17 protein-coding genes are annotated in these 14952 nt (G+C 72.6%); 7 read left to right on the forward strand and 10 right to left on the reverse strand.

Going from position 1 to position 14952, the window contains the following annotated elements; translation table 11 throughout:
• Positions 1-156: 156 nt before the first annotated feature.
• The 4 genes from ABZ454_RS31305 to ABZ454_RS31320 form a co-directional block, all read right to left on the reverse strand.
• Complete coding sequence (locus ABZ454_RS31305; RefSeq protein WP_359542949.1) at positions 157-1023, reverse strand: ATP-binding cassette domain-containing protein; 867 nt, start codon at positions 1021-1023, stop codon at positions 157-159.
• Positions 1020-2069, reverse strand: a complete 1050-nt coding sequence (locus tag ABZ454_RS31310; RefSeq protein WP_359542950.1) for an ABC transporter permease — start codon at positions 2067-2069, stop codon at positions 1020-1022. The genes ABZ454_RS31305 and ABZ454_RS31310 overlap by 4 nt, the downstream gene beginning before the upstream one ends.
• Complete coding sequence (locus ABZ454_RS31315) at positions 2066-3049, reverse strand: sugar ABC transporter substrate-binding protein (RefSeq protein WP_356317072.1); 984 nt, start codon at positions 3047-3049, stop codon at positions 2066-2068. Before ABZ454_RS31315 ends, ABZ454_RS31310 begins: the two co-directional genes overlap by 4 nt.
• A 260-nt stretch (positions 3050-3309) precedes the next feature.
• A complete protein-coding gene (locus ABZ454_RS31320) occupies positions 3310-4068 on the reverse strand; it encodes a GntR family transcriptional regulator (protein WP_359542951.1) in 759 nt (252 codons plus the stop codon).
• Positions 4069-4217: 149 nt separating this feature from the next.
• Here ABZ454_RS31320 and ABZ454_RS31325 point away from each other — a divergent pair, with 149 nt between their 5' ends.
• Positions 4218-5222, forward strand: a complete 1005-nt coding sequence (locus ABZ454_RS31325) for a Gfo/Idh/MocA family oxidoreductase (protein ID WP_356317068.1) — start codon at positions 4218-4220, stop codon at positions 5220-5222.
• 27 nt (positions 5223-5249) lie between these two features.
• Here ABZ454_RS31325 and ABZ454_RS31330 read toward each other — a convergent pair whose 3' ends face one another.
• From ABZ454_RS31330 to ABZ454_RS31345, 4 genes are all read right to left on the reverse strand, one after another.
• Positions 5250-5669 carry a PaaI family thioesterase gene (locus ABZ454_RS31330; protein ID WP_356317066.1) on the reverse strand — a complete coding sequence of 140 codons (420 nt, stop codon included), beginning with the start codon at positions 5667-5669 and terminating at the stop codon, positions 5250-5252.
• A 16-nt stretch (positions 5670-5685) separates the two neighbouring features.
• Positions 5686-6864 carry a cytochrome P450 gene (locus ABZ454_RS31335; RefSeq protein WP_359542952.1) on the reverse strand — a complete coding sequence of 393 codons (1179 nt, stop codon included), beginning with the start codon at positions 6862-6864 and terminating at the stop codon, positions 5686-5688.
• A 126-nt stretch (positions 6865-6990) separates the two neighbouring features.
• On the reverse strand, positions 6991-7710 hold the full coding sequence (locus tag ABZ454_RS31340) for a response regulator transcription factor (protein WP_359542953.1): 720 nt from the start codon (positions 7708-7710) through the stop codon (positions 6991-6993).
• The gene (locus tag ABZ454_RS31345; protein WP_359542955.1) at positions 7707-8930 is read right to left on the reverse strand and encodes a histidine kinase; all 1224 of its coding nucleotides are present in this window, start codon (positions 8928-8930) and stop codon (positions 7707-7709) included. Before ABZ454_RS31345 ends, ABZ454_RS31340 begins: the two co-directional genes overlap by 4 nt.
• 146 nt (positions 8931-9076) lie before the next feature.
• On the opposite strand from ABZ454_RS31345, the gene ABZ454_RS31350 reads away from it, so the two are divergent.
• The gene (locus ABZ454_RS31350; RefSeq protein ID WP_359542956.1) at positions 9077-9280 is read left to right on the forward strand and encodes a hypothetical protein; all 204 of its coding nucleotides are present in this window, start codon (positions 9077-9079) and stop codon (positions 9278-9280) included.
• 10 nt (positions 9281-9290) lie between these two features.
• Here the strand turns inward: ABZ454_RS31350 and ABZ454_RS31355 are convergent, their stop codons facing one another.
• On the reverse strand, positions 9291-10214 hold the full coding sequence (locus ABZ454_RS31355; RefSeq protein WP_359543039.1) for a DMT family transporter: 924 nt from the start codon (positions 10212-10214) through the stop codon (positions 9291-9293).
• A gap of 150 nt (positions 10215-10364) precedes the next feature.
• Here ABZ454_RS31355 and ABZ454_RS31360 point away from each other — a divergent pair, with 150 nt between their 5' ends.
• The 5 genes from ABZ454_RS31360 (at position 10365) to ABZ454_RS31380 (ending at position 14490) form a co-directional block, all read left to right on the forward strand.
• Positions 10365-11009: a TetR/AcrR family transcriptional regulator gene (locus ABZ454_RS31360; RefSeq protein WP_359542958.1), complete on the forward strand. Its 645-nt coding sequence runs from the start codon at positions 10365-10367 to the stop codon at positions 11007-11009.
• A gap of 224 nt (positions 11010-11233) precedes the next feature.
• Complete coding sequence (locus ABZ454_RS31365; protein WP_356317054.1) at positions 11234-11668, forward strand: hypothetical protein; 435 nt, start codon at positions 11234-11236, stop codon at positions 11666-11668.
• 57 nt (positions 11669-11725) lie between these two features.
• A complete protein-coding gene (locus ABZ454_RS31370) occupies positions 11726-12349 on the forward strand; it encodes a TIGR03086 family metal-binding protein (protein WP_359542960.1) in 624 nt (207 codons plus the stop codon).
• Positions 12350-12489: 140 nt separating this feature from the next.
• A complete protein-coding gene (locus ABZ454_RS31375; RefSeq protein ID WP_359542961.1) occupies positions 12490-13236 on the forward strand; it encodes an SDR family oxidoreductase in 747 nt (248 codons plus the stop codon).
• A gap of 423 nt (positions 13237-13659) precedes the next feature.
• Positions 13660-14490, forward strand: coding sequence for an aldo/keto reductase (locus ABZ454_RS31380; RefSeq protein WP_359542962.1), 831 nt, complete (start codon positions 13660-13662; stop codon positions 14488-14490).
• Between the two features lie 24 nt (positions 14491-14514).
• Here the strand turns inward: ABZ454_RS31380 and ABZ454_RS31385 are convergent, their stop codons facing one another.
• Positions 14515-14844, reverse strand: coding sequence for a putative quinol monooxygenase (locus ABZ454_RS31385; RefSeq protein WP_359542964.1), 330 nt, complete (start codon positions 14842-14844; stop codon positions 14515-14517).
• Positions 14845-14952 lie beyond the last annotated feature (108 nt).

Consider the following 14952-nt stretch of genomic DNA (forward strand, 5'->3'; position numbering starts at 1 on the left):
GGGCCGGTGTGTGGTGCTTCCGGCGGCGGACGGCGCCCACCGCTGTCGATTCTGCCATTTCCGGCCGGGGACCGTACGGCGACCGCCCTGCCGGCCGGCACCCGGCGGGCCCGGAGACCGGGTCCGCCGGGTGCCCGGGCACAGCCGTGGACGGGGTCACTCCGAGGCGCCGTCCTCGTTCCGGAGGCCGCCCAGCGGGCCGGGCCCGGGCGCCCGCTCCAGCTCATGGCTGAGCTCGTCCAGCTCGCTGCCGCCCGCCATCTGGCGGGTCAGCTCGTCCAGTGTGACGCCGTCCTTCGTGTGGCTGCCCGCCATGGCGCCCCGCTTGAGCAGGACGAAGCGGTCACCGACGAGATACGCGTGGTGCGGGTTGTGCGTGATGAGCACCACGCCGAGTCCCGCGTCCCGGGCGGCCGCGACGTACTTCAGCACCACCCCGGACTGCTTGACGCCGAGCGCCGCGGTCGGCTCGTCCAGCACGAGGACCTTGGCGCCGAAGTGGACGGCCCGCGCGATGGCGACGCACTGCCGCTCGCCGCCGGACAGGGTGCCGATGGGCTGGTCGACGTCGCGCAGGTCGATGCCCATGCGCAGCAGCGCGGAGCGGGTCGTCTCCCGCATCAGCCGGACGTCGAGCCGCTTGAAGGGGCCGGCCCCCGTCGTCGGCTCGGAGCCGAGGAAGAAGTTGCGCCAGACCGGCATCAGGGGGACGACGGCGAGGTCCTGGTAGACCGTGGCGATGCCCCGGTCCAGGGCGTCGCGCGGGTTGGCGAGCGTGGTCTCCTCGCCGTCGATGAGGAAGCTCCCGGCGTCGTGGCGGTGCAGCCCTGCGATGATCTTGATCAGGGTGGACTTGCCGGCGCCGTTGTCACCGAGGACACAGGAGATCTCCCCCGCGTGGACCTCCAGCGAGACGTCCTGGAGCGCCTTGATGCTGCCGTAGTACTTGCTGACGTGGTCGAGCTCGACCAGCGCCCGCCGGTCGGTCTCCGCCGGCCCGCTCGGTACCTGGGGGGCCGTCATTTCGTCGCCTCCGCGCGCTTGCGTACCCATGCGTTGAGCAGGGTGGCCAGGAGCAGCATGGCTCCGAGGAAGAACTTGAACCAGTCCGGGTTCCACTCCGCGTACACGATGCCCTTGCTGGTCATGCCGAAGATGACGGCGCCGACCGCCGAGCCGATCGCGGAGCCGTAGCCGCCGGTGATCAGACAGCCGCCGATGACGGCCGCGATGATGTAGATCAGCTCGTTGCCGACGCCTTCGCCGGACTGCACCACGTCGTAGCTGAACAGCAGGTGCTGGCCGGAGACCCAGGCGGCGAAGGCCACCCCGAGGTAGAGCCCGATCTTGGTCCGGATCACGGGGACGCCGACCGCGCGGGCCGCGTCGGCGCCGCCGCCGACCGCGTAGATCCAGTTGCCGAAGCGGGTCCGGAGCAGGATCCAGGTGGCGATCGCGACGAGGACGGCCCACCACAGGATGGTCACCTTCAGCTCGACGCCGCCGACCGTCCAGTGCGAGGCGAAGACCTTGCGGGCCGAGGGGAAGCCCTCCATGTTGCCGATGGTCTTCGTCGACACGGTGCCGCTGATCAGCTTGGTGAAGCCGAGGTTCAGGCCGGTCAGCATCAGGAAGGTGCCGAGCGTGATGATGAAGCTGGGCAGTTTCGTACGCGTCAGCATGAAGCCGTTGAACGCGCCGAAGGCCAGGGTGACCAGCAGCGACACGAAGACGCCGACCCAGACGTTGGCCGTCATCTGGTAGCTGAACATCGACGAGATCAGCGCGGAGCTGGTGACCATCACGCCCGCGGAGAGGTCGAACTCCCCCCCGATCATCAGCAGCGCCACCGGCGCCGCCATGATCCCGATGGTGGAGGCCGCGTACAGCACCGTGCCGAAGCTGGTGGCGCGCAGGAAGCTGTCGGCGACGATCGCGAAGAAGAGGAAGACCGCCAGCGCGCCGACGACCGAGCCCAGCTCCGGACGGCCGAGCAGCTTGCGCAGCGGTGAGGTGCGCAGCAGCCTCTCGTCCGCCACGGCGGAGGACGTACCTGGGCCCGCGGTCATCGGGTGCCCCGGTCCGCGTATTCGGCCAGCTGGGCGGCGTCGTCGGAGGTGATGACCTGCGGGCCGGTCAGGACCGGCCGGCCGCCGCCGAGCACGTTGCGGTTGTAGCGGTAGAGCCAGAGCAGGTCGACGGCCTCGTACCCCTGGAGGTAGGGCTGCTGGTCGACGGCGAAGCCGAGGGTCTTGGCCTGGAGGTCGGCCGCGACCTTGGCGTTCAGGTCGAACGTGTCGACCTCGGCGTCGCTGCCGGCGGTCTTCTTCGCCTTGACGGCGGCGTCCGCGAACGGCGCGCCGAGGGTGACGATCGCGTCGATGTCCTTGTCGGCCTGGAGCTTCGCCTCGATGGAGGCCTGGACGTCCGGCATGTTGGTGCCCTCGACGTACAGGTTCTGCATCTGGCCGTCGAAGGTCTTCTTCGCCCCGGCGCAGCGCTGCTCATGGCCGACGTTGCCCTGCTCGTGCAGGATGCACAGGGCCTTCTTGCGGCCGCGCGCGTTGAGCTCGTCGCCGACGGCCTCGCCCGCGATCGACTCGTCCTGGCCGATGTGGGTGAGCGCGCCGTAGCTCTTGGACTCGGCGGAGCCCGAGTTCACCGTGATGACCGGGATGCCGGCCCTGGTGGCCTTCGCGACGACGTCCTTCATGGCGTCGGGCTTGGCGAGCGTGACGATCAGCCCGTCGACCTTCTTGTCGATGGCGGCCTGGACGAGCTGGGCCTGCTGCTGCCCCTCGTCGTTGTGCGAGTACAGGAAGTTGATGTTGTCCTTGCCGGCCGCCATCTTGGCGCCCTTCTGGACGATGTCCCAGAAGGTGTCGCCGTCGCCCGAGTGGGTGACCATGGCGAAGGTCCAGCGGGGCGTGTTCACCGCGGACCGGCCCTCGGCCGCGGCCTCGGCCGCACGCTCCTCCGCCCGCTTGCCGCCGGTGCTGCTGCATCCCATGAGGGATGCCCCGAGCACCGCCGCAAGCACGGCGCCCATCGCACGTACCCCTGTCCGAACCCTTGCCACGACGCCGTGCCCTTCTTGTGCTGCTCGCTGTGCTGCTGGTGGAGCCGGGGCCGTACGGTCCCGGCCCGGCTGGGCAAGTATCCCCGAGCCCGGGTCACGCCCGCCCGGCAGGGGCGCGGCACGTGGGTCGGAACGGGGCGTGTACGGAGCCGGGGCGGCCGGGTGCGGCCGACGTCACCGTACGGGTAGCCGAGGAGCCTGTGACACCGTACGAGAGCCGGAGCCCCGTGTCACCGTACGAGGAGCTGGAAATCGAAGGCGTAGCGCGAGGCGCGGTAGAGGTGGGAGCCGAATTCGACCGCCCGGCCGGTGTCGTCGAAGGTGGTGCGCTCCATCGTGAGCAGGGCGGCGCCCTCGCTCTCGCCGAGCGGGCCCGCCTCCTCGGCGGTGGCGAGGCGGGCGCCGACGGTCTGGCGGGCGCTGTGCAGGGTGATGCCCGCGCCCCGCATCATCCGGTAGAGGCCGGTGGCGGCCGGCCGGTCGCCGGACAGGTCGAGGAGGCCGGCGGGCAGGTGGTTGCGCAGGAGGGCGAGCGGCTCGCCGTCCGCCGCGCGCAGCCGCTCGATGTACTGCACCTCGGTCCCCTCCGGGACGCCCAGCGCCGCGGCGACGGCTGCCGTCGCGGGCCGCGGGGCGTTGGTCAGGACGGTGGTCGAGGGGTGCCGGCCGGCGGTCTCCAGGTCGTCGTACAGACTGCTGAGCGCCAGCGGTCGGCTGACCTTGCTGTGCAGCACCTGCGTGCCGACGCCGCGGCGGCGGACCAGCAGGCCCTTGTCGACGAGCGACTGGATGGCCTGACGGACGGTGGGCCGGGACAGTCCGAGCCGGGCGGCCAGCTCGATCTCGTTGCCGAGGAGTCCGCCGGCGGCCAGTCTGCCGTCCGCGATCGCCGCCTCCAGCTGCTGAGCGAGCTGGTAGTAGAGCGGGACGGGGCTGGAGCGGTCCACGCTCAGGTCGAGGGCCGTGGCGTCGGCGGGGGGTTTCGGCACCTCAGGAGCGTATCCCGGTCATCCGCGGCCCCGGCAGGGCGGTCGTCCTGTTGTCCGGACAGCCTCCCGGCGTTCATCTCCCGGAAAGGACCCTCAATTTGTCAAGACATAAGGTTGACACCGCTACGGGCGGACGGCACGTTGGGACCATGCGCATCGGACTCCTGGGCACCGGCCGGATCGGCTCCTTCCACGCGGGCGTCCTCGCCCGCCATCCCGCGGTGGAGGCACTGGTGGTGGCGGACACCGACCCGGCCCGCTCGGCCGCCGTCGCCCGCCGGACCGGGGCGCGCGCCGTGGCCACGGCGGCGGAGGTGTTCGACGCCGGGGTGGACGCCGTGGTGATCGCCTCGGCCACCTCCGCCCATGCCGAGCTGATCGGCCGGGCCGCGCGCGCCGGGGTGCCCGCCTTCTGCGAGAAGCCCGTGGCGCTGGATCTGGCGGGCACCCTCAGGGCCCTGCGTGAGGCGGAGCGTGCGCACAGCGTCCTGCAGCTCGGCTTCATGCGCCGGTTCGACGCCGGCTACGCGGCGGCACGCGCCGCGGTGCGTGCCGGGGCGCTCGGCCGGCTGCACACCGTACGGGCGGTGACCTCCGATCCGGCACCGCCGCCCGCCGCGTATCTGCCGCTCTCCGGCGGGCTGTTCCGGGACTGCCTGATCCATGACTTCGACATGGTGCGGTGGGTGACGGGCCGTGAGGTGACGCGGGCGTACGCCACCGGGTCGGACGCCGGGCCCGCGATGTTCCGGGCGGCCGGCGACGTGGACACGGCGGCGGCCCTGCTGACGCTCGACGACGGCACCCTCGTCACCGCGACGTCGACCCGCTGCAACGGCGCGGGGTACGACGTGCGGATGGAGCTCGCGGGCGAGCGGGACCAGATCACGGTCGGCCTCGACGACCGCACGCCGCTCACCTCCGCCGAGCCGAAGGGCCCCGGTGCCCCGGCCAGGCCCTGGCCGGGGTTCCTGGAGCGCTTCGCCCCCGCGTACGAGGCCGAACTGGACGCCTTCCTCCGCCTGGTGCGCGGCGAGGCCGCCAATCCGTGCGACGGCCGGGAGGCGCTGCGCGCCCTGCGGATCGCGGAGGCGTGCGAGGTCTCACGGCGGGAGCGGCGGCCGGTGGAGCTGACGGAGATCCCCTCCGCCTGACCGGCAGCCGCCCGCACGGGAGGTCCGTCAGGAGGCGGTGGCGCTCAGCACGGTGCCCTGGGCGACGGCACAGAGCGTTTCGGCGCCGTCCTGGCCCACCACGAAGAGATCGCAGCGCGCCACGGCCTGCCGGCGGCCGGTGTGCACGACCTCCGCGCGCGCGACGAGCGCGGTCCCGGTGGCGGGGCGGAGGTACTGGATGGAGAAGCCGCCGGTCAGCACCGCCGGGCCGAGCGTCGTTCCGGCGGCGAAGGTGAGGGCGTTGTCGGCGGCGTAGGCGAGCACGCCGCCGTGCAGGAACCCGTTCTGCTGCCGCAGGTCCTCGCGGCTGTCGATCTCCAGCGTGGCCGCGCCGTCGCCGAAGACGGTGATCCGCGCGCCGACGAGGGCGCTGAACGGCTGGCTGTCGAGCACCTTCTGCGCCATTCGCAGGTCGAGCCCCGTCATAACGGTTCCTTTCGTGTCACCACCGCACGGGGAGCCGGCGCACCCCGCGGATCAGCATGCCGGGCAGCCACTCCGGTTCCCCGGCAGCCGGGTCGAGCGCGAGCCCGGGGCAGCGTTCCAGCAGTGTACGGATCGCGATGCGGCCCTCCATCCGGGCCAGGGGGGCGCCCAGGCAGAAGTGGATGCCGTGGCCGAAGGCCAGGTGTCCCTGCGCCTCGCGTCGGATGTCGAAGCGGTCGGGCCCGGGGAATCGGCCGGGGTCGCGGTCGGCGCCGGCCAGGGAGACCAGGACCGGCTCGCCGGCCCGGATGACCCGGGAGCCGATCCGCACGTCCTCCCGAGCGAACCGGAAGGTGGCGGTCTCCACCGGGCCCTCGTGGCGGAGCATTTCCTCCACCGCCCTGTCGAGGAGGCCGAAGTCGGCCCGCAGGGCCTCCAGTTGGTCAGGATGCGTGAGCAATTCCCGTACGCCGTTGGAGATCAGGTTGACCGTCGTCTCGTGGCCCGCGACCAGCAGCAGGAAGGCCATGCCGACCAGTTCGTCCGGCGACAGCGTGTCCTCGTCGTCGTAACGGGCCGCGATCAGCGCGCTCAGCAGGTCGCCGCCGGGCGAGCAGCGCTTGTCCTCGATCAGTTCGGCGAGGTAGGCGCCCATCGCGCGCACGGCGTCGCCCTCCTCCTGCGCACCGGCCGGGGAGACCACGGCGTTGGACATGAGGCGGAAGGCCGCACGGTCCAGGTCGGGTACCCCGATGAGTTCGCAGATGACGGTCATCGGCAGCGGGAACGCGAGCGCGTCCAGGAGGTCCGCCCGCCCGGCGGGCAGCATCGCGTCGAGCAGTTCGTCGGTGATCTGCCGCACCCGCGGGCGCAGCGCCTCGATCCGACGGGGGGTGAACTCCCGGGCGACCAGCTTGCGCAGGCGGGTGTGGTCCGGTGGGTCCATCTCGAGCATGTTGGCGTTGATCGGGTCGCCGGCACCCGTCTGGCCGGGCAGCGTCCGCCAGTCCTTGCCGAGCCTCGGGTCGGCGAGGGCGGCGCGTGCCTCGTCGTACCCGACGACGAGCCAGACCCGGTCGAACTCGTCGGTGCGGATGGTGTGCACCGGTCCTTCGGCGCGCAACTCGGCGTAGTACGGGTACGGATTCGCGGTGAAATCGGCTACCGCGCGCAGATCCGCGTCGACATCGGACATGGGCCCGCCCTCCCGGTCAGATCGGTCCGGCCAGCCTAAGGGCTGTCCCTGGCACAGGAGTGCGACGCCGCAGGCGGGCGCCGGACACCCTTCCCCGGCCGACCGGTCCGGCTGGGCCGGCGCGTTTCAGGACGGGCCGGTGCCGCTCTCGTCGTCGAGGAGGCCCGCGTCGTGGACCAGCAGCGCGATCTGGACACGGTTGTTGAAATCGAACTTGGCGAGAATACGTGACACCTGGGTCTTCACCGTGGCCACGCTCAGGTAGAGGGCGGCGGCGATCTCCGCGTTGGAGCGACCGTGTCCGACGGCGACCGCCACCTCGCGCTCACGGTCGGCCAGCAACGCGATCCGCTGCCGGGCCCGTTCGGCGCGGCCGGCCCGCTCCTCCCGGCCGGGGCCCGCCGCGCGGGCCATCAGCTGACGGGTGACGGCGGGCGACAGGACGGGGTCGCCGGCCGCCACGCGCCGTACGGAGTCGACGATCTGCGCGGGCGGGGTGTCCTTGAGGACGAAGCCGGCGGCTCCGGCACGGATGGCGCGGAGCACCTGCTCGTCGGCGTGGAACGTCGTCAGGACGACGATCTCGGGCGCGTCCGGCCGGCTGCGCAGTGCCTCGGTGGCGGCCAGTCCGTCCATGACCGGCATCCTGATGTCCATCAGGACCACGTCCGGCCGGAGCCGGTCGACGAGTTCGGTCGCCTCGCCGCCGTCGGCCCCCTCCCCCACGATGTCGATGTCGTCGGCGCCGCCGAGCATGAGGGTGAGCCCGGCCCGTACGAGCGGGTCGTCGTCGACGATGAGCAGCCGGACGGGCCGGGGCGGGAAGGCGGGAGCCGGGTCGTTCATGGGGACCACGGTAGCCAGGCCCGTACCCCGAACCCACCGTCCGGCTCCGGACCGTGGCCGAGGCGGCCCCCGGCGAGGGTGGCCCGCTCGGTCAGGCCGATGAGCCCCTGGCCGGATCCGGGTACGCGCTCGAAGGGTTCGGCGGGGGCCGGGTTGCGCACCTCGACGGTGATCCCCTGACCGGGTCCGCCGGTGACCGTGACGGTGACCTCGGCCCCGGGCGCGTGCTTGCGGGCGTTGGTCAGACCCTCCTGGGCGATGCGGTAGACCGTGCGCCCGGTGGCCGCGGGGGCGGCGGATGGGTCGGCGAGGCGGTTGTCGAGAGTGACCTTCATGCCGGCCAGCCGCGATTCCGCGACGAGCGCGTCCAGTGTGGCGAGCGTGGGCTGTGGCCGGTTTCCGTCGCCGTCGCCCTCCCGGGGGCTGCGCAGGACACCGATGATCTCGCGGAGGTCCTGGAGCGCCTCGTGCGCGCTGTCCCGGATGACGCCGGCGGCGCGGGCGACCTCGGCCGGGGGCGCGTCGGGGCGGAATTCGAGGGCGCCCGCGTGGACGCTGAGCAGGGTCAGCCGGTGGGCGAGCACGTCGTGCATCTCGCGGGCGATGTCCTCCCGGGCGAGCCGCTGCGCCTGTTCGGCCCGCAGTCCCGCCTCCGCCTCCGCCCGCCGGGCGCGCTCGCGCAGTGTGACGACGAGCTGGCGCTGAGAGCGTACGACCATGCCCCAGCTGAGCACGAGCAGGACCAGCAGCACGCCGATGACGGTGGACAGCATGAACGAGGTGGACGGGTCCGGGCGCAGATACGGCTGTACGGGAGCGGCGATCAGCGCCCCCGCGCCGACGAGGGCCACGGGGCGGAACGGCCGGTGCACCGCCACGCTGAACAGCGCCACCAGCCAGGCCCCCGCCGCGACCGGCTCGACGAGGGACAGCAGTGTCAGGGCGACCGCGAGACCGACGGGCCACCGGCGTCGCACCCACAGCGCGCAGCAGGCAGCGGCGCCGACCAGCGAGTCGATGAGGACGACGACGTCCGAGGTGGTGGCGTCGGCCTCGATCGCCGCCAGGGACGCCACCCCGATGCCCGCCGCGCAGAGGAAGGCGGTGATGTCGACGACCCAGTCCCGTACCGTGCGGCGCGTGCGGCCGCCCCGGTCCCCGGGCAGCTCGGGATCGGCCATCGCCGAGGGCAGCAACCAGGGGTATTCGGTACGCGTCATATCGACAAAGCTACGCAGCCGGGACGGGGCTTCGGGGCCTCCCGGACCCGGAAGCGACCAAAGTCGCGGAAGCGGAGACTTTCGGACCCGGCGCGCAGACCACCGGCCGACGCGGCACGCGGGTGCGGCCCGCCAGGCTCGTTCCCATGAAGAAACTCTGCGAGACGGTCGGCTTCCTGCTCTTCGTCCAGGGCGTCGCCGGACTGCTCCATGAATGGCTCGACTGGTTCCGCTTCTTCAGCGTGGTGCGGCGGCTGCCGCTCGTCGGGGGCCACTCGTTGTCCGTCTGCGTCGTGCTGGTGGTGACGGGGGCCGCCGTCATGGTGGCGTCGGACGCGGTCAAGGAGTGACGCCGCCGGATCAGGGCGCGGTGGCGTCGGCGCTGCGGCGCCCCCACGCCGTTCCGGCCAGCACCAGCACCGCGCCCGCGACGCCGAGGACGCCCAGGCGTTCACCGCCGATCGCGATGCCGACGGCGGCTGCCCAGAGCGGTTCCGTGCCGAGCAGCAGGCTGACCCGGGAGGGCGAGGTGCGGCGTACGGACCACATCTGCACGAAGAACGCGAAGAGCGTGCAGAAGACGGACAGGAACAGCAGCCCGCCCCATGCGCGGACACCGAATCCGGCGGCGACCGACCACGGCGCCTCACCGGTGCCGGGCGCGGCGGCCAGCAGGGCGAACACGGCGACCGCGCTGCCGAGCTGAACGGTGGTGAGCGACAGCGAGTCCGCCGACTGCACGGACTTGATGCGTGCCATCAGGAGCACGTGGAGGGTACGGGCGAGCGCCGCGACCAGCATCAGCAGATCGCCCGCCGAGGGGCTGGTGAATCCGCCCCCCTGGGTCAGGAGCACCACTCCCGCGACGGAGAGCCCGGCGGCCGAGAGGAAGGCCCCGGTCGGCCTGGTCCGCGTCACGGCGGCCTCGGCGAGCGGGGTGAAGATCATGGTGAGGCTGATGATGAGCCCGGCGTTGGTCGCCGAGGTGTGCACGATGCCGTACGTCTCCACCAGGAAGATCCCGCTGAGCACCAGGCCCAGCAGTCCCGCGCCCCGCCACTGGGCCGCGCTCAGCGCCCGCAGCCGGGACCGGCCCGCGATCACCAGGACGGGCAGCACCACGGCGAACCGCAGCACGAGGACGGCGATGACGGTCTGCGGTGTGGTGATGCCCTTGGCGGCCAGGTAGCTGGAGCCCCACACCACGGCGACGAGCAGGACGGGCAGGTCGGTCAGCCACGCACGGCGCGGCGGGGCGAGGACGGGTACGGCTACGGAGGACACCCGGATCTCCTGGTTCTCCACGGGGATGATGTGGAGACCTCACTGGCTCGCACGCGGAGCGGTCACGCTACCGGGCGCCCTCCTACAATGGCGAGCCCGGGACCGGTCCGACGGCAGCCGCCCGCGCCCCACGGAGTACGGAGTCGCCAGATGGCCGGAGAACGCCAGGACGGAAGGGTCGAGCGGGGCAATCGCACCCGGCAGCTGATCCTCGCCCGGGCGGCCGCGGTGGCGTCGGTCGAGGGCCTCGAAGGCCTGTCGCTCGGCCGGCTGGCCACCGATCTGCGGCTGAGCAAGAGCGGTGTGTTCGCGCTGTTCGGCTCCAAGGAGGAGCTTCAGCTGGCCACCGTACGGACCGCCGTCGCGATCTACGACGAGCACGTCGTGCGGCCGACCCGCGCCGCGCCTGCCGGGCTGGGACGGATCCTGCGGATGTGCGAGCGCTGGATCGCGTACTCGCGGGAGCGGGTCTTCCCGGGAGGTTGCTTCTTCTACGCGGCCCTCGCCGAGTTCGACGCCCGCCAGGGCGCGGTGCACGACGCGATGGCGGCCGCACAGGCGGGCTGGGTGGCCTTCGTGGAGCGGCGGATCGAGGAGGCGCGGACGCTGGGCGAGATCCGTGAGGACTGCGACGTCCCCCAGCTCGCCTTCGAGATCATCGCCTTTCTGGAGCTGGCCAACGGCGACTCGGTGCTCCGGGACAGCCCCGAGGGCTATACGAGGGCGGGGCGCGCGATCCTGCGGCGGCTGCGGGCGGAGGCGGTGGACGCCTCGGCGCTGCCGGCCGAGCTGTAGGAGGAGGCTTGCGTCAGCTCCGGCCTGACCGGCGCGCACGTCTTGCCGAAAGCGAACGGCTTACCCAAGGCGAACAGCTCGCCTGAAGAGAACGGCTCACCCCAAGCGAACGGCTCACTCAAAGCGAACGGCTTAGCCGAAACAAACAGCACGACCGTTCGTCTAGTTGTATTCTCGCGGGCATCCGGCGCGGACAGCTGTGCCGAACCTTGGAAGGGGCCCTCGTGCCGCACACCCTCTGGAGCACGGCCTGGCAGGCCGGTCCGGCCGCCGAGCCTCCCGGCCGCAGCACCGACGTGGTCGTCTCCGTCACCGAATTCGTCACCCACCGCCCGTGGACCACCCTCTCCGTCGGGGCAGCAGGACTGCGGCTGCGCCGCACCTGGCCGCGCACGCCCGGCGCCGTCGGCATGTGGCTGTGGGCGGACATCGGTCCCCGGATGAACCGCTCGGGCTCGGTCACGGTCTGGACCGCCCGGGCGGACCTGCTGGATTTCGTCGCGCGCCCCGACCACCGGCGCATCGTGCGCGCGTACCGGGACCGGGGCACCCTGCGCTCGGCCACCTGGCACACCCCGTTCACCGGCCGCACCGCGCTGCGCGAGTCCGCCTGGCTCCTGCTCTCCGGCTCCGCCCCATGGCCCACGGCCGAGTCCTGAACCGGCCGGCCTCCGCCCCCCGCCCCACTCAGGCACACTCATGAAGGAGTCCGGACCATGGACATCGTGCGACTCGACCGGGCCGCAGTACTCGAATCCGTCCGCGTCCTCGAACGCGCGGCCCCCGGCGACTGGGACCGGCCCACCCCCTGCGACCGCTGGACCCTGCGGCTGCTCGTGGAGCACATGGGCACCCAGCACCTAGGCTTCACCGCCGCCGCGCGGGGCGAAGGCGCCGACCCGGCCGCCTGGGAACCCCGGCCGGCCGGCGACGATCCGGTCGAGTGGTACCGCGGGGCGGCCCACGCCCTGCTGGACGCGTTCGCTCGACCGGACGTGCTGGAGCGGCGGTTCGCGCTGCCGGAGATCGACGCGAAGGCGCGGTTCCCCGCGACCACCGCGATCGGGTTCCACTTCATCGACTACGTCGTGCACTCCTGGGACGTGGCGGCCGCCCTGGGATCGCGTACCGCGTTCGCGCCGGCCGTACTCGAAGCGGCACTGCCCCTCGCGTTGCGCGTGCCGGACGGAGCACAGCGGGAACAGCCGGGGGCCGCCTTCCGGCCCGCCCTGGACCCTGACGAGGGGTCGGGAGCCGGCGCGGACGGGAGCGGCACCCTGCGCCGTGTGCTGTCCGCACTCGGCCGCTCCCCGGACTGGCGTCCGCCGCACGGCAGTTGACCGCGAGGGCCGCTCCGGCTGAGCTCATCACGAGCGGCTGCCGTCGCGCCGGAGTGGGCGTCCGTTTCCCGCCGGTACCCAACGCGCCGAAGCACTTTGCTTGGTCCTGTCAGCACGACCGGCAACGGACAGGAACTCTCATGAACAGCACGACCGGCACCAACCGCACCGCGCTCGTCACCGGCGGCAGCCGTGGCATCGGCGCGGCGACCGCCCTGCGGCTCGCCCGGGACGGCGCCGATGTGGCGCTGACCTACGTACAGGACGAGGAGGCGGCCCAGGAGGTCGTACGGAAGATCGAGGCGGGCGGGCGCCGTGCCGTCGCCCTGCGCGCGGACTCGGCCGACGCGGAGGCCGTCCCCGCGGCGGTGCACCGCGCGGCGGAGACCTTCGGCCGGCTCGACATCCTGGTCAACAACGCGGGCGTCGGCGTCCTCGGCCCGATCGGCGGGCTCACCGACGCCGATGTCGACCGGGTGCTCGCCGTCAACGTACGGGCCGTCTTCCTGGCCTGCCGGGCGGCGGCCGGCGTCCTGGAGCAAGGGGGCCGCATCATCTCCGTCGGTACGGCCCTGAGCCGCTACGCGGGCGGTCCCGGCTCCACGCTCTACGCGATGAGCAAATCGGCGCTGTCCGGACTGACCAAGCCGCTCGCCCGCGAACTCGGCCCGCGCGGCATCACGGTCAATCTGGTGCAGGCCGGTGCGGTCGACACCGACATGAACCCCGCCGACGGGCCGTACGCCGCCGGGCAGCGGGCGGCGAACGCGCTGGACCGGTTCGCCACGCCCGGTGAAGTGGCCGCGATGATCGCTTACTTGGCCAGTGACGAGGCGGCGTACATCACGGGCGCGGAAATGCTCGTGGACGGTGGCCACGCCGCCTGAGCATGGCAGAGCGAGGTCGGCGACGCCGTTTCGAGGAGGCCTCCCGTGTCCGCGCCGGGCGAAGTGGACGACCGTCCCTTCCACGAGCAGTGCGGGTTCCGCACCACCCGACGCGGATACGACCGCGACCAGGTCGAGGCCTGCGTCACCCGGTTCCGCGCTGGTGGCACGCCGGCCGAGCCGGTGGCGTTCGACCTGGTCCGCCGCGAGGCGGGCGCTGCCGGCCCGGCCCGAGGGCTGTCGCGTCATCCACGGCGACAGCCACGGCACCTCGCCGCATTGCCGGAACGCCCCGGATACATCCCGTGTGCGGACGTTCCTCCGCCGTGCGGGCACGGCATCCGACGCCGCGCGCTGATCCACCGGGGACTAGGGGGCAGCCCTTAGGCTGGCCGGGAAGTGACCCAGCGAGAAGGGAACATCATGCCCGCGGCCCCGGCGCACACCCTCCACGACGGCCGTCCGATGCCCGCGGTCGGGCTCGGCACCTGGCCACTGGACGACGACGCTGCCGAGGAAGCCGTCGCCGGGGCGCTGAGGCTCGGCTACCGGCTCGTCGACACGGCGCTGAACTACGGCAACGAGACCGGCACCGGGCGCGGCATCGCCCGCAGCGGCGTGCCGCGGGAGGACGTCTTCGTCACCACCAAGGTGCCGGGCCGGCACCACGGTTACGAGAAGACCCTCGCCTCGTTCGAGGAGTCCCGCCGCAACCTCGGTCTGTCCTACGTGGATCTGTATCTCATCCACTGGCCGCTGCCCCGTGTCGGTCTGTACGTGGACACCTGGCGGGCGCTGATCCGGCTGCGCGAGGACGGGCTGGTGCGGTCGATCGGGGTCTCCAACTTCACCGCGGAGCATCTCGCGCGGCTGGAGGAAGAGACGGGCGTGGTGCCCGCCGTCAACCAGATCGAGATGCATCCGCGGCTGCCGCAGGAGGAGCTGCGGGCCGTGCACGCCGCCAAGGGCATCGTCACGGAGAGCTGGAGCCCGCTGGGGCGCGGCCGTGACCTGCTGGCCGATCCGGAGCTCGTCGCCGTCGCCGCGGCGCACGGGGTGACGCCCGGTCAGGCCGTGCTGCGCTGGCACACCCAGTCGGGCGCCGTCCCGATCCCCAAGTCGGCCGACCCGGGGCGGCAGCGCGAGAACCTCGATCTGTTCGGCTTCGAGCTGACGCCGGACGAGCTGGCCCGCATCTCGTCCGGTCCGCGAAAGCGGTTCGGCGGGGACCCCGAGGCGCACGAGGAGTTCTGAGCGGGGGCGGCCCGCTCCTCGCGCTCAGTTGGCGCGAGGCTGCACCTCGGCCATGCGGGACCAGCCCTCGCCCGGCACCTCGACGTTGATGATCTCGGGCACCTCCGCCACCAGGTCCGCCATCGTGTCCATCGCCGCCGCGAAGTGCGCCGACTGCACGTGGGCCGCGCCGGCCTCGGGCGACGCGAACGCCTCCAGCAGCACGAACTGGTCCGGGTTCTCGACGCTGTAGGACCAGTCGAAGAACACGTTGCCGGGCTCCTGGCGGGTGGCGAGGGTGAATTCCTCGACGGCCGGCAGCCAGTTGTCGCGCTCGGCGGTGCGCACGGTGAACTTGACGGCGATGAAGATCATGGGGACTCCTGTGGGGAAGGTGCGGGAACCCGGACAGGGCCCCGCATCCCTACGGTATCGCCCGAATACGGACAGTCCCCGGTGGGGCCGGTCCGGCCGCCCCGGCGC

The organism is Streptomyces sp. NPDC005803 (assembly GCF_040630435.1).
GTDB lineage: Bacteria > Actinomycetota > Actinomycetes > Streptomycetales > Streptomycetaceae > Streptomyces.

Excerpts from the sequence above, each read along its gene's own strand:
- ABZ454_RS31315 (WP_356317072.1), bottom strand. The coding sequence starts at position 3,049 with ATGGGCGCCGTGCTTGCGGCGGTGCTCGGGGCATCCCTCATGGGATGC.
- ABZ454_RS31360 (WP_359542958.1), top strand. The coding sequence starts at position 10,365 with ATGGCCGGAGAACGCCAGGACGGAAGGGTCGAGCGGGGCAATCGCACC.
- ABZ454_RS31385 (WP_359542964.1), bottom strand. The coding sequence starts at position 14,844 with ATGATCTTCATCGCCGTCAAGTTCACCGTGCGCACCGCCGAGCGCGAC.
- ABZ454_RS31340 (WP_359542953.1), bottom strand. The coding sequence starts at position 7,710 with ATGAACGACCCGGCTCCCGCCTTCCCGCCCCGGCCCGTCCGGCTGCTC.
- ABZ454_RS31330 (WP_356317066.1), bottom strand. The coding sequence starts at position 5,669 with ATGACGGGGCTCGACCTGCGAATGGCGCAGAAGGTGCTCGACAGCCAG.
- ABZ454_RS31345 (WP_359542955.1), bottom strand. The coding sequence starts at position 8,930 with ATGACGCGTACCGAATACCCCTGGTTGCTGCCCTCGGCGATGGCCGAT.
- ABZ454_RS31350 (WP_359542956.1), top strand. The coding sequence starts at position 9,077 with ATGAAGAAACTCTGCGAGACGGTCGGCTTCCTGCTCTTCGTCCAGGGC.
- ABZ454_RS31375 (WP_359542961.1), top strand. The coding sequence starts at position 12,490 with ATGAACAGCACGACCGGCACCAACCGCACCGCGCTCGTCACCGGCGGC.
- ABZ454_RS31380 (WP_359542962.1), top strand. The coding sequence starts at position 13,660 with ATGCCCGCGGCCCCGGCGCACACCCTCCACGACGGCCGTCCGATGCCC.
- ABZ454_RS31310 (WP_359542950.1), bottom strand. The coding sequence starts at position 2,069 with ATGACCGCGGGCCCAGGTACGTCCTCCGCCGTGGCGGACGAGAGGCTG.
- ABZ454_RS31325 (WP_356317068.1), top strand. The coding sequence starts at position 4,218 with ATGCGCATCGGACTCCTGGGCACCGGCCGGATCGGCTCCTTCCACGCG.
- ABZ454_RS31305 (WP_359542949.1), bottom strand. The coding sequence starts at position 1,023 with ATGACGGCCCCCCAGGTACCGAGCGGGCCGGCGGAGACCGACCGGCGG.
- ABZ454_RS31370 (WP_359542960.1), top strand. The coding sequence starts at position 11,726 with ATGGACATCGTGCGACTCGACCGGGCCGCAGTACTCGAATCCGTCCGC.
- ABZ454_RS31335 (WP_359542952.1), bottom strand. The coding sequence starts at position 6,864 with ATGTCCGATGTCGACGCGGATCTGCGCGCGGTAGCCGATTTCACCGCG.